6 protein-coding genes and 1 pseudogene are annotated in these 13,786 nt (G+C 64.2%); 1 reads left to right on the forward strand and 6 read right to left on the reverse strand.

What is annotated here, in order from left to right; translation table 11 throughout:
* Nucleotides 1-3: 3 nt before the first annotated feature.
* From cysW to EJ077_RS10855, 6 genes and pseudogenes are all read right to left on the reverse strand, one after another.
* Nucleotides 4-888, reverse strand: a complete 885-nt coding sequence (gene cysW, locus EJ077_RS10830; protein WP_208701847.1) for a sulfate ABC transporter permease subunit CysW — start codon at nt 886-888, stop codon at nt 4-6.
* Complete coding sequence (gene cysT / locus EJ077_RS10835; protein WP_208701849.1) at nt 881-1,732, reverse strand: sulfate ABC transporter permease subunit CysT; 852 nt, start codon at nt 1,730-1,732, stop codon at nt 881-883. The genes cysW and cysT overlap by 8 nt, the downstream gene beginning before the upstream one ends.
* 23 nt (nt 1,733-1,755) lie before the next feature.
* On the reverse strand, nt 1,756-2,784 hold the full coding sequence (locus tag EJ077_RS10840) for a sulfate ABC transporter substrate-binding protein (protein WP_127278932.1): 1,029 nt from the start codon (nt 2,782-2,784) through the stop codon (nt 1,756-1,758).
* Between the two features lie 211 nt (nt 2,785-2,995).
* Entirely contained in the window at nt 2,996-3,730 is a 735-nt protein-coding gene (locus tag EJ077_RS10845) for a M15 family metallopeptidase (RefSeq protein ID WP_208701851.1), read from the reverse strand.
* Between the two features lie 62 nt (nt 3,731-3,792).
* Nucleotides 3,793-5,897, reverse strand: a pseudogene (gene pbpC / locus EJ077_RS10850) (penicillin-binding protein 1C).
* Between the two features lie 198 nt (nt 5,898-6,095).
* Nucleotides 6,096-11,576 (reverse strand): alpha-2-macroglobulin family protein, encoded by a 5,481-nt coding sequence (locus tag EJ077_RS10855; RefSeq protein WP_208701853.1) that lies wholly within the window; start codon nt 11,574-11,576, stop codon nt 6,096-6,098.
* Between the two features lie 280 nt (nt 11,577-11,856).
* On the opposite strand from EJ077_RS10855, the gene EJ077_RS10860 reads away from it, so the two are divergent.
* Nucleotides 11,857-13,785: an autotransporter assembly complex protein TamA gene (locus EJ077_RS10860; protein WP_208701855.1), complete on the forward strand. Its 1,929-nt coding sequence runs from the start codon at nt 11,857-11,859 to the stop codon at nt 13,783-13,785.
* Nucleotide 13,786: the final 1 nt, after the last annotated feature.

Raw genomic sequence — 13,786 nt, forward strand, 5'->3', positions numbered from 1 at the left:
CTTCTAATGTCCGCGCGTCGCGGCGAGTTCGGCGCCGTAGCGCATCTCGAGCAGTGTTTTCAAGACCAGCGTGACGAGCGCCAGCCCGGCAAGCAGCGAGGCGACGGCGAAAGCGCCGACGGCGTTGTACTCGTTGTACAGGATTTCGACATGCAGGGGCATGGTGTTGGTCAGGCCGCGTATGTGGCCCGACACCACCGAAACCGCGCCGAACTCGCCCATGGCGCGCGCATTGCACAAAAGCACGCCGTAGAGCAGGCCCCATTTGACATTGGGCAAGGTCACTAACCAGAAGGTCTGCCAGCCATTGGCGCCGAGCGAAAGGGCGGCCTCCTCGTCGCCATTGCCCTGTTCCTGCATCAGTGGGATCAGTTCGCGGGCGACGAAGGGGAAGGTGACGAAGACGGTGGCCAGCACAATGCCCGGCACGGCGAACAAGATCTGGATGCCATGTGCCTTCAGCCACCCGCCGAGCAACCCCTGTGCGCCGAACAGAAGCACGTAGACCAGACCCGAAATGACGGGCGAGACCGAGAAGGGCAGGTCGATCAGCGTGGTGAGAAACGCCTTGCCCTTGAATTCGAACTTGGCGATCGCCCAGGCGGCGGAGATGCCGAAGACGACATTGAGAGGCACCGAGATCGCCGCGACAAGCAGTGTCAGGTGGATGGCCGAGCGTGCGTCCGGTTCGCCCAGTGCTTGCGTATAGGCACCGACGCCTTTCGCCAGCGCCTCGTGGAAGACGATGATCAGCGGCAAAAGCAGGAAGATGCCGAGGAAAGCGAAAGCGATGGCCATCAGCACGGCCTGCGCCGGGCGGCTTTCGGTCACCGCCGCCGAGCGGCTCTCGTGATACGGTTCGTAGGATTTGATCTCGGGATCAGCCATAGCGCTTGCGGCTCCATGTCTGCACCAGATTGACGACCAGCAGCATGACGAACGAGAGCGCCAGCATGATTGCCGCGATCGCGGTTGCCGCGGGGTAATTGTATTCCTCGAGCCGGATGACGATCAGAAGCGGCGCGATCTCGGATTTGTAAGGCAGGTTGCCGGCGATGAAGATGACCGAGCCGTATTCGCCGACGCCGCGCGCGAAGGCGAGCGAGAAGCCGGTGATGATGGCCGGCGCCAGGCCCGGAAAGAGCACGCGGGTGATGATCTGGAAGCGGCTGGCGCCAAGCGTGGCGGCGGCTTCCTCCACCTCCTTGTCGATTTCTTCCATGATCGGCTGCACGGTGCGCACGACGAAGGGCAGGCCGATGAAGACCAGCGCGATGACGATGCCGAGCGGCGTGTAGGCGACCTTGATGCCGAGCGGCATCAGCAATTTGCCGATCCAGCCGTTCGGCGCGTAGAGCGAGGTCAGCGCGATGCCGGCCACCGCCGTCGGCAGCGCGAATGGCAGGTCGACCATCGCATCGACGATGCGGCGGCCGGGAAAGCGGTAGCGCACCAGCACCCAGGCGACGAGCGTGCCGAAAACGACATTGACGACAGCCGCGATGAAGGCGGTGCCGAAGCTGATTTCGAGTGCGTTGAGGGTGCGGCGATCGGTGGCGATGGCCCAGAAATCGACCCAGCCGAGAGCGGCCGAACGCCAGATCAGCCCGGATAGCGGTATGAGGATGATGAGGGTGAGGTAGGCAAGCGAGAAGCCGAGCGTCAATCCGAAACCCGGAATGACACTCGGCTGTCTGAACCGCCACCCCGCCTGCGCGGGTGCTGTGGTCATATCGTCCTAATCTAGGTTTTAGCTCACTGGGCTGGTTTGTAGATCTGGTCGAATATACCACCGTCGCCGAAATGATAAGGCTGTGCCTTCTTCCAACCACCGAAAAGCGGGTCGTCGATGGTGATCAGCTTGATAGGCGGCAGCTTGGCGAGATCCTCGGGCGGAACCAGTTCGGGCTTGGACGGCCGGTAATGGTTCTTGGCGATGATGGTCTGGCCTTCCTTGGAATAGAGGTAGCTCAGATAGGCCTCGGCCACCTTGCGCGTGCCCTTGGCGTCGACATTGGCATCGACCACGGCCACCGGCGGCTCGGCCAGGATCGAGGTCGGCGGATAGACGATGTCGAAATTGTCGGCGCCAAACTCGTCGAGCGCCAGATAGGCATCGTTTTCCCAGGCGATCAGCACGTCGCCAAGGCCTTTTTGCGCGAAGGTCACTGTCGAGCCGCGCGCACCGGTGTCGAGCACGGGAGCATTGGCATAGAGCTTGCCGACAAATTCCTTGGTCTTGGCTTCGTCGCCGCCATCATTGGCGTTGGCATAGGCCCAGGCCGCGAGATAGTTCCAACGCGCGCCGCCCGACGTCTTGGGGTTGGGCGTGATCACCTGGACGCCGTCCTTGACGAGGTCGTTCCAGTCGTGGATGCCCTTGGGATTGCCCTTGCGGACAAGGAAGATGATGGTCGAGGTGTAAGGCGCTGAATTGTTTTCGAATTTCTTGCGCCAATCGGGATTGATCTTTTTCGATTTGGAGACGATGGCATTGATGTCGCCTTCGAGCGCCAGCGTCACCACATCGGCGTCGAGGCCGTCGATCACGGCGCGGGCCTGGGCGCCCGATCCGCCATGTGACTGCTGGATCGTCACCGTCTCGCCGGTCTCTGTCTTCCAATGCGCGGCGAAGGCCTCGTCATAAGCCTTGTAGAGCTCGCGCGTCGGATCGTAGGACACGTTGAGAATGGTGGTGTCGGCAAACGCGAAACCGAGCGTGCCGAACTGGACAGATGTGGCGACCAGTGCGCCGAGCAGTTTCCTGAAATGAGGTTTGGTCATTTCTGCCTCCGTTGAACCCGCGCCAAATCTACCGAAATTATAGAAATTAGATGCACTGAATGTTGCCTTTTTTGCCTCCCTGGAGAAAATCTCTGGCGATCTGCCGCGGCTATGAGAAATATTTTCCTCGCGGTTGCTCCGCGTAGGCGTCGGTCCGCCCTGTGGCCTATCTAGGGACGCGCGGTTGCCGGGCAAGTCTGCTTTGGGCAGGTCACTCGGCGGTCACCGGGAAATCGAAGCGCTGCTTTTGAAATGGCTCCTGGTCGAGCGTAAAATGCCACCATTCTCGCGCGTAGTTCCTGAAACCTCCAGCACCCATGGCATCGACAAGGAGCTTGCGGTTTGCCGCCGCTTCGGTGCCGAGCGGGCGATGTGCGGTTTCACTCGTCGGGTCGAAGCAGTCGAAGCCGGTGCCGAAATCGAGGGTGTTGGCGTCGACAGCGCCGCAGGCCGGTTTCTGCGCGGACATCCTGTCGGCAGGCGCGATGGCAACATCGACGGTCGAGCCGCGCGAATGTGCCGACTGGCGGGCGACGTAGCCCTCGGCGATGAGGTCGCCGCGCTTGACCTTCGGATACCATTGCGGGTCCGGCGGTCCGCCCGCGGTCGTCCAATCGCCCATGTCGGCCACGGAGCGGGCAGGGCGATAGCAGTCGAACACGACCAGCGTCATGCCCCTGGCGGTCATCACCTTCTGAACGCTGATGAGCGCCTCCGCCGCCTGGTCGGTGAGAATGCAGACAGGAGCGTCGTAGCCGTTCACCTTGCGGTGCAGGAAATTGTCGGAGCCGGCGTAGCGAATGTCCTGGCGGATGGATGGGGCGATATCGGAGAGGCGGACGAAACCGGCGGGAAGGGGGTCGGCGCCGGCAAACTGGGTGGCCGTCAGCACCGTGACGAGAATGGCGACAATCTTGCGCAAGGTATGGCGTCTCACACCGGGCATCAGGCGAACTATCCTTCTATCCCCGGCCTCAAAAGTCAGCGAGATGAATCCCTTGAAGCAGCCTACTCGACGAACACTTTCACACTCGCCGCTCGTCCCGCCGCGTCGATGACGGTCAGCGTCGAGTAACCCGCGCCGTCGGGCTGCCATGTCGCGGTGCGGCGGCGATCGAGGCCGATGAGCGGCTTGCCGTTGGCCAGCCAGCGGAACGGTGCCCGGCCGCCTTGCAGCTTCAGCACCAGTGGCGACGCATCGGCCGAGTTGGTGGCTAGATCGACGCGGGCGCCATCCGGCGGGAAGATGATGGTCGGCGCGGGTTCGGTCGGCGTCGCCTGCACCAGGCCATCCGCGCCGGCGCCGAACCGGGCAAGCGTCACCGGCAGGTCCTCGCGCTTGGGGGTAAAGGCGCCGGGCGGTTTGCCCGGCAGCGGCACGGTCGCCAGCCCCGAGCGGACAAAGCCTTCGAACAGGATCGGGGCAGCCGAGACATAGCCGGAAAGACCCGGCACCGCACCGGCATCGGGCCGGCCGACCCAGACACCCAGCACATAGCGGCCGTCGAAGCCCACCGACCAGGCGTCGCGGTAGCCGTAAGAGGTGCCGGTCTTGTAAGCAATGCCGCGCTGCAAGGCGCCTTCGGGTGGCTTCACACCCGACAAAATGTCGATGATCTGCCAGTTGGCCTGGTCGTTGAGGATGGTGGTGGTCGAACTCGCGGCGTTGGCCGGCTCGGTGCCGTCATGCAGCGAATGCGTCTTCCCGCCATTGGCGAGCCCTGTGTAGAGCTGGACCAGGTCGCGCAACGTGACGCCGACGCCGCCGAGGCCGATGGCCAGGCCAGGCGCTTCATTGACCGGCAGGATCGGGTTGACGCCCGCCTGGCGGAAACGCGCCGTCAGTCGCGCCGGGCCGACCGCGTCGAGCACGCGGATCGCCGGCACGTTGAGCGATAGTTGCAAAGCCTGGCGGATGCTGACGTCGCCCTGATAGCCCATGTCGAAATTCTTCGGTCTGTAGCCGCTGAAATCGACCGGGCTGTCCTCGATCAGCGTTTCCTGCGCCACCAGCCCCTGCTCGAAGGCGAGGCCGTAGATGAACGGCTTCAGCGTCGAGCCGGGCGAGCGCACGACCTTGGTCATGTCGATCCAGCCGGAACGGCTGGCATCGAAGAAATTGGCCGATCCGACTTCGCCCAGAATGTCGCCGGTGCGGGCATCGGCCAGCACCATGGCGACGGACAGGCGCGGTCCGAGCCTGGTGGCGGCGTCGCGCGCCACCTGTTCCAGTCCTTGCTGGACGCTTTTGCGGATCGTCAGCTTGAGCGGCTGACCCGGGACGGCCTTGGGCAGCATCGCATAGGAGGCATGCGCGGCAAGCGCCGGCAAGGTGCGCCGTAGGCCCGAGACATCGTCGAGCGCCGCGCGCGCCGCCTCGCGTTCGCCGATCAGGCCTGACGAGACCATGCGGCTCAGCACACGATCGCGCGCGGCATGGGCGATCTGGAGGTTGCGGTCGGGCCGGCGCTTTTCCGGCAATTGGGGGAGGGCGACGAGAAGGGCGGCCTCGGAAACGGTCAGCCGCTTCGGTTCCTTGCCGAAATAGGCGAGCGAAGCGGCGCGCACGCCTTCCAGATTGCCGCCATAGGGGGCCAGCGTCAGATAGCGTTCGAGGATGTCGCGCTTCGACAGCCGCCGCTCGATCTGGATGGCGCGCAGCATCTGCTTGATCTTGGAGCCGAGGCTGCGGCTTTCGCGCGGCTCGATCAGCCGGGCAAGCTGCATCGACAGGGTCGAGCCGCCGGAAACGATATGGCCGCTGGTGGCGAACTGGCCGGCGGCGCGCGCCAGCGCCAGCACATCGACGCCCTCATGGTCCCAGAAGCGCTTGTCCTCATAGGTGACCAGCATGTCGATGAACTGCTTGTCGACCTGGTCGATCCGGGTCTCCAGCCGCCAGTAGCCGTCGGGCGTGGCGAAGGCGCGCAACAGCTGGCCGTCGCGGTCTTGGACTTCGGTGGAGACGGTCAGAGTTGCGGGCAATGGTGGGGGAAGGCGCGGTCGAGTTCCCAGAGAGTGGCGGCGGCGATTGCCGCGAAGCCAGCGAGAGAGGCTGCAACGATGGCAGTGCGGCGAAGAAATTTCCTGGAGAGCATGGCGCTGCCCCTCATTGCCCTGCCAGGCATTTCTCCCCGCATAGAGACGGGGAGAAAGAGGCCTGCGCAGAGGCTTTCGCCAATTTCCAAGGTTGCAGAGCTAGTGCCGGCGATCGGGACAGCCATCTTCTCCCCGTCTCTATACGGGGAGAAGGTGCCGGCAGGCGGATGAGGGGCAGCGCAAACCTCACATTCATATCCGCCACAGGCGCCTTAGGGCGCCTTGATCTCCATCATGCCGGTGGCGGTGCGGGCCGAATATTGCGGCCGGTACATGTCCTCCACCGTAGCCGCCGGGTGCGCATAGGTGCCCGGCGTCACGGCGCGCACGACATAGGCGAGCGTCAGATTGTGGTCGTGGTCGCCGTCGGCCGGGTTGAATGCCGCGACGAAACGGTCGTCGCGGAACTCGAGATGGGCCGCGTCGGTCTGCGCCAGCCAGGAGAAGTTCGTCAACTGGGCGCTGGAAACCAGGCCCGGATTGTCGATCTCGAAGCCGGCCGGCAACAGGTCGGTGACCAGCAGGCGCGACGGCCAGCTGTTCTGCTCGGTGACCTTGAGCACAACGACATAACGTTCGTTCTGGGTGGCCTCCGTCACATTGGCTTCGGTGCCGTCGAGCTTGTAGTAGGTACGGCTGATGGTGAAGCCGTCGCCGCCGGCCGGCAAGGGCTGGATCGGCGACGCCACCGTGGTGACGACGGCCTGCAGCGGGGTCTTGCCGGTGTTGGCGATTTCGAGCGGGCTGTCGACCAGTTCGGAGCCGTTGACCTGGTTGGAATAGCCGCCGGAATGCGGCGCGCCGTTGACGGTCAACGCGATCGAATCGTTGCCCTCCTTCAGCGCGCGGGCCGCCAGCAGCATCCAGGAATCGTCCTGAGTGCTGGTCCAGCGGACTTCGGCGCGTTTCCTGGTCACCAGCTTGATCAGCTCGGGCACGATCGTCGATACCGGCTTCGATTCCGCCGCCAATGACAGCATCGCCGCGCCGTCACGCAATGCCGAGCCGTAGTCGGAGCGGTACCAGTCGTAGTCGGTGCTCGACTTGGCGAGTTGCAGCGCGGTCTTGAACGTCGCCTCCGAACGCTGCGTGTCGCCGTAGAGCGCCAGGCTCGCCGCCAACTGGGCAACGGCCATCGGGCTCGAGAAGGCTTCGAGCTGGGTGTCGGCGTAATAGCGCAGATCACCGATCGAGGCCTTCTTGTTGCGGGCCAGAACGTAGAGGGCGTAAGCGATCTCGCTGCCGCGGTCCTGTACGCTCTGGTCGTAGCCGAGCGAGTTCTGCAGGTTGTTCAGAGCCTGGTTCATCGCCAAAGCCGGCACATCGTATTTCTGCTCCCGCGCCCTGGTCAGGAACTCGCTGACATAGGCGTCGAGCCACAGATCGCCGGAGCCCGGACCCCACAGGCCGAAGCTGCCGCTCGAGGACTGGTAGCTCAGGACCTTGTAGATCGCATCCTGGATGCGGCCGTGCAGGTCGGGGTCGCTTTCCATGCCGACGCCTGATGCCATCTCGTTGACGTAGAGAAGCGGCATGGCGCGGCTGGTGGTCTGCTCGGCGCAACCATAGGGGTAACGATCGAGTGTCATCAGCAGCGAAGGCACGTCGAAGGCCGCAGCCTGCGAAATGCCGACGCTGACCGATGCGCCTTCGAGCAGGCTGGCAGCCAGCAGTTCCTTGTCGACGCGAAGCGCGCCGCCATTGCCCTTGAGGTCGACCACAAGGCGCGTGGTGACCGGCAATTGGGCCGGGCGTACCGGCACATAGAGCGTCTGCTCGACCTTGGTGCCGTCGGCGTGCGCCAGCTTGATGGTGAGCGAGGCACTGCCGGCCGTCTTCGCGATCAGCGGCACGGTCAACGTCTGGCGCTTGCCCTTGGCGAGCGTCAGCTTCTGGGGCAGGGGCTTGTCGCCTGTCGACAGGTCCCCCGTCGTGTCGATCGACAGCGCATAGTCGCCGGCGGGGCCGTCGGTGTCGGCCACGTCGAGCCGCATGACGGCGTTGTCGCCAGGCGCCAGGAAGCGCGGCAGGCCGGCGGTTATGACCACCGGATCGCGCACAATAACATCGGATTGAGCGTGGCCAACCGCCTCCTTGGTCCAGGCGACAGCCATGACGCGGACGGTGCCGTTGAACTGCGGAATGTCGAAGTCGATCCGAGCCTTGCCGTCGGCATCGAGCTGGACGATGCCGGAGAAGAAGGCGACCAGTTTTTCAGTGGGCGGACTGCCTTGCGTCTGCATGTTGGCGCCGTCACCGCCGGTCCTGAGCTTGCCGGTGGTGCCAAGCGAGCCATCGATCAGGCGGCCGTAGATGTCGCGGATCTCCATGCCCAGCATGCGCTGGCCAAAGAACCAATTCTCCGGATCCGGCGCCTTGTAGTTGGTCAAGTTGAGGATGCCGACATCGACGGCGGCAACCGTGACATAGGCATTGGTGCCCGGCTGCACGCCGGCCACGGAAACCGGGATCGACAGCTGCTGGCGCGGCATCGTCTGGTCCGGCGGCGTGAGCGTAACGGCAAGCTTCTTCGCAGCTGGGTCGACCGTCAGCCATTTCACGCCGATGGCGCGGGCTGGCATGCGGCTTTCCTGCGCGTCGCCGGGACGGAACAGGGTCGCCGTGACATAGGCGCCGGCGCCCCAGTCGTCGCCGACCGGGATGTCGACGGTGCTGCCGCCGGCCGGCACGGTCGCCGTGATGGTCTTCAGCAGCTTGTCGGAGCCGATGTTGATCAGAAGTTCGCCGGCAAAATGCGGCGAGATTTTCAGCTTGGCCACTTCGCCGGCGGCATAATTGTCCTTGTCCAGGGCAATCTCCAGGCCGTCAGGCGTTTCGGTGGTGGTCGAGGCGACATACCAGCCGGCGTCGAACTCATAGCTGGTCGCCGGTCCCTCGGGGTCCGCTGTCTCGACCTCGAGCCGGTACTGGCCCCAGTCGACAGGTACGGAGACGGTGGCGTCGCCATCGGCGTTGAGGTCGATTTGGCCGTTGGCGATCGACTTGGTCAAGCTCACCGGCTCATAGTTCCAGGAGTTGTTGGAGCGGTACCACTGATAATTGCGTTCGACCTTGACCAGCGTCCACTGCGCGCCCTTCAGCGCCTCGCGCTTGCCGTCCGGATCGACGGCGATCAGGCTGAACTTGGCCGTGCCGCCCTGCGGGACTTCACCGTCGGCGAAATCGGGACGAATGCCGATCATATGTCCTTGCGGGCGGATGCCGATGTTGAGCGAGCGCTCGATGGCGCGGCCACCGGTTTCGCGCATGCGCACCGTCACCTTGCCGTCGACCAGCTTGGTGGTCGAGGGCAATTGGTCGACGGAGATCGGGAAGGTCGCTTTGCCGTCATCGCCGACCACCGGCAGATCGGTGAGCGGCGTGACCGTGGGCTCCGCCGACTGCTCGTCGGCGAGGCCGAAGGAAAAGTCGGGGAAGCGGTCCCAGTCCCGGGACGTCGACAGGGTCAGTTCGCCTTCCAGCGCCAGACCCGCCGCCGGCGCGCCATAGAGGAAGCGGCCGTCAATGTTGATGTTGGCGGTTTCGCCCCGCGCAATCTCCTGCTTGTCGGCCTTCATGTCGAATTCGATGCGATCCGGCACGAAGTCCTCGACCAGGAACATCTGGCTGGCAACCGCCGGCTGCTTGGGGTCGGTGTGGATCGACACCGACCATGTGCCGCGCATGGCGTTGGGTTCGAGCGGCAGGTCGACGGCGTGACCGCCGGCCGATGCGCCGTCGCTGATGATGCGGCGGTCCTCGACGCCATCGGGACGCGAGAAGATAAAGGTCAGCGGCAGGTTCTCGACCGCCTTGGCCGCGCCGTCGCGGGCAAGCGCGGCGACATGGACGTCCTCGCCGGCACGGTAGATGCCGCGTTCGGTCCAGGCATAGACGTCGAGCGCGCCCGGTGCGGCGCGTCCGGTGACGCCGCGGTCGGACAGGTCGAAGCCGGCCTTTGACATATCGAGGAAGACGAAATCATTGTCGCCCTGCTTGGCCATCAGCACGGCCGGCACCATGCCGCCGTCACCGCGCGTCAGGCCGGGGTTGAAGACGGCATGGCCGTTCGCATCCGACGTCGCGGTTCCGAGAACCTCGTTGTTACGGGCAACCAGCGTCAGTTCGGCACCGGCAATCGGCTTGGCGCTGCCCAGCGAACGGGCAAAGACGTTGAGCCCGTCCTGGCCGGTATAGGTCGACAGTCCGATTTCGGAGACGACGAACCACTGCGTGGCCAGCGAACCGTAATCGTCGCTCTTGTCGTTGACGGCCTTGGCGGTCAGCACATAGACGCCGGGCTTGCGCTGCGGCAGCGCTTCGTCGACCGGGAAGGAGGTGGTGACCTCCTTGTTGAGATCGTTGACGATGTCGAGCTGGCCCTGCCAGACCGGCGCGCCCATCTGCTCGGAAATGTTGGATATGTCATAGCCGTCGAGCTGGTGCAGGAACTGATAGCCCGACAGCAGCTGCGCCAGCGAGCGGTCGCCGATGCGGTAGAGCTTCATCTCGGCGGCGTTCATGTTGACGGTGACGACCGGGATGCCGCGGCGCGCGCCGGCCGGCAGCACGAAGCTGTCGCCGGTGAAGCGGGCGGACGGCGCGCGGTCCTGCACATAGATCGACAGTACCACGGGAGCAGCGGTCACTTCGCCGATCGCGGCCGGCAGGCCGGCGCGGAAGGTGACGTCATAGTGCTGGCCGTGTTCGAGCCCTTCGACGCAGATCTGCTTGTCCTTGGCCTCGACGCCCTTGGGCGGGGCGTTGTCAACGGTGACGAACTGCGCGTAGTCGACGCCGGTCTTGACCAGATCCTCGGAGAATTGCGCGCAGATGCGCGGCGCGCTGGTGTCGGCATCGACAGAGTGATCGATGACGCGGAACCCCTTGCGGGCCTTCAGATCGGCATAGTCGGCCTGGACCGCGGGCGAGCTTTCCAGCGCAAGGCTGGCTTCATAGGCCTGCAGCGCCGGCCGGTAGAGATCGCGCTTGTCGAGACCATTGCCGAGCAGCGCCAGCACTTCGGCGCGCGTCTTGGTGGTGCGCAGCAGCTTGTAGGCGTTGAAGGCGGCCGACGTGCCGTTTGCCGGCAAAGTCGAGGCTTCGGAGGTGTTCGCGGCAGGCTGCACGGCCAGCGTTTCGCGCGCCAGTTTGAGCCAGAGCTGGCCGTCATCCGGCATGACCGAGACAGCGGCCTCGTATTTCTGCATGGCGGAGCGATGGTCGCCAGTCTGTACGGCTTGTTCGGCCGAGTTGATCAGCGCCGCCATGCCCTCCGTCGGCTTGTCAAAGGCAGGGCCAAGCAGCTTGTTGCGGTATTGCTGGGCCTGGTCGGCCATCCAGTTGGGGAAGAAGGCGAGTTCCGGCGGCGCGCCGATATCTGGATCGCCGTCGATGTTGACGACCTTGCCGGCTACCGCGCCATTGAAGGATTTCAACTGGTTATAGTCGGATTTGAGAAAGCACCATTTGGCCTTGGTGTTGTAGGTGAAGGCGCGGCAGGCCGGATCGCCGAGACATGTCGTCTTGCACTGGTCGAGCGTGACGTTCTGGTCGGACCTGAGATCGAAGCCGAAATAATCGGAATTGTCCGTCGTTGCGATTCTTCGCGCTTCCGCCGCCTGCGCGACGCTGCCCCAGGCGAAGAAGAGAAGGACGAGAATCGACAGACCACGAGCCGCGCGCATTGCCATAACACCCTCCAGACAATTGCAGACGTCCGGGCATGTTCAAGCTTCAGTCAGGCTTGTCAACGCGCGGACGCGGCAGGTTGCCGCCTGCCAACGGTTTATTTTCCGGCCAAGGACCGGTATGCGGACAGTAACCTCCACGGGAAGGGGATCACGCTTTCTTGCGAAAACGCAGAAGGTGTGAATTCCAAGCCCGTCCTATTTCAGACAATTGGATTGTGGCCCCTTTACGAGCGCTTCAGAACTTCATTCCAATTTTAGTTTTGTAACCTAGGTTGTCTTAATGCCGGCGCATGAAAAGCAGATGTCAGGAGGGACCGCGCCAGGGCGCGTGCTTCCGCGCGCCCTGCTTTTGGCCATGATGTGCGGGACGGTGCTGATCGCCGAATCAAGGTCCGTGGCCGCGTTCGAGCTTTTCGGCATCAAGCTGTGGGGATCGTCCAGCGACGAGGACGCCGACATTGTCGATCCGCTGCGCTACGCGGTGACTATCTCCGCGCCCGACGCCGACAAGGACCTCGTCAAGAAGCTCGAAAACGCCTCGGCGCTGAAAGGCGACGAGGACCGGCCCGTTTCGGGTTCGCTCGGGCTGATGGCCAAGGCGCGCGGCGACCGTGAACAGCTGGTCGCCGCACTTTATGCCGATGCCCGTTATGAAGGCGTCGTCACCATCACCATCGACGGCAAGCCGCTCGACGAACTGCCGCCGGACGCCGAGTTCAAGGGGCCGCAGCCTATCCCTGTGTCGATCAATATCGCCGCAGGCCCCAAATTCACCCTTGGCGACATCCGGCTGGAGGGCGACGCGGCGGGGCTGATGAGCGCCGATTATGGGCTGATATCTGGCGGCGACGCCGGATCGGGCGCGGTGCTCAAGGCCGAGGCGCTGATCGTGCGGACGCTGAAGGAGCAGGGCAGGCCGCTGGCCAAGGTGACCGACCGGCAGATCGTCGCCGACCATGCCACATCGACCCTCGATGTGACGCTGACGGTCGCAGCCGGGCCGGTCGCCGGCTATGGCGCGACCACCGTGGAAGGTACCGAGAAGGTCGACAGGGACTTCACCGAATACATGACCGGGTTGAAGCGCGGCAGGCAATACTCGCCGCAGGAGATCAGCGACGCGCGCGACAGGCTGCTGGCGCTCGAGGTCTTCAACAGCGTGACGTTCAAGGAAGCCGACAAGCTCGACGCGGACGGCAACATTCCGATCGGCGTCCAGGTCAGCGAGCGCAAGCCGCGCTTTTTCGGGCTGGGCGGCACTTTCTCGAACACCGAGGGGCTTGGCCTCGAGGGCTACTGGGGGCACCGCAACCTGTTTGGCCACGCCGAAAAGCTGCGCATCGACGGCGCCATCAGCGGCATAGGCAGCAACAATCTGTCCGAGCTGAACTACAATGCCGGCATCATGTTCGAGAAACCCGGCGTGGTCGGACCGGCGTCAAAGTTCTTCGCCAGCGTGAAGACCGTGCTCGAGCATCCCGACGCGTACGACCATTTCTCGGTCAAGGGCAGCACCGGCCTGTCCTACGAACTCGACAAGAAGCAGACCGTATCGGCCGAGGTGGCGCTCGATTATTCGCGCATCCATGACGCCTTCGGCAAGCACACCTACCTGATCGCCAGCATTCCGCTGCAATATGTCTATGACAACAGGGACAGCAGGTTGAATCCGACCCGGGGCTTCAGGGTGCTCGCCTATGCCGAGCCGAGCTACGACCTATTGAGTGGTGCGGCCTTCCTCAAGCTGAAGGGCGAGGGATCTGCCTATCAGTCGCTGGATACCGCGTCGAAGTTCGTGCTGGCTGAACGTGTCGCCATCGGCTCGATCGTCGGTACCGGGCTGCAGAACGTGCCCGCCGACCGGCGCTTCTATTCCGGCGGCGGCGGCTCGGTGCGCGGCTATGCCTATCAAGGCATCGGCCCCAAGGATTTCACCGGCCAGCCGATCGGCGGCCTGTCCTTCTTCGAGACCTCGGTGGAGATGCGCATTGCCGTCACCGACACGATCGGCATCGTTCCCTTCGTCGATGCCGGCACGGTATCGACGAAGTCGGTTCCCAACTTCTCCGACGTCAAGGTCGGCGCCGGTGTCGGCCTGCGCTATGTCACGCCGTTCGGGCCGTTGCGCATCGACGCGGCCGTGCCGCTCAACCGTGATCCCGGCGACCCTCATTTCGGCATCTATGCCGGCATTGGCCAGGCCTTCTGAC

It is taken from the genome of Mesorhizobium sp. M8A.F.Ca.ET.057.01.1.1, assembly GCF_003952565.1.
Lineage (GTDB): Bacteria > Pseudomonadota > Alphaproteobacteria > Rhizobiales > Rhizobiaceae > Mesorhizobium.

What these genes read in the sequence shown, in the direction of transcription:
- EJ077_RS10845 (WP_208701851.1), bottom strand. Translation starts at nt 3,730, where the DNA reads ATGCCCGGTGTGAGACGCCATACCTTGCGCAAGATTGTCGCCATTCTC.
- EJ077_RS10855 (WP_208701853.1), bottom strand. Translation starts at nt 11,576, where the DNA reads ATGGCAATGCGCGCGGCTCGTGGTCTGTCGATTCTCGTCCTTCTCTTC.
- EJ077_RS10860 (WP_208701855.1), top strand. Translation starts at nt 11,857, where the DNA reads ATGCCGGCGCATGAAAAGCAGATGTCAGGAGGGACCGCGCCAGGGCGC.
- EJ077_RS10840 (WP_127278932.1), bottom strand. Translation starts at nt 2,784, where the DNA reads ATGACCAAACCTCATTTCAGGAAACTGCTCGGCGCACTGGTCGCCACA.
- cysT (WP_208701849.1), bottom strand. Translation starts at nt 1,732, where the DNA reads ATGACCACAGCACCCGCGCAGGCGGGGTGGCGGTTCAGACAGCCGAGT.
- cysW (WP_208701847.1), bottom strand. Translation starts at nt 888, where the DNA reads ATGGCTGATCCCGAGATCAAATCCTACGAACCGTATCACGAGAGCCGC.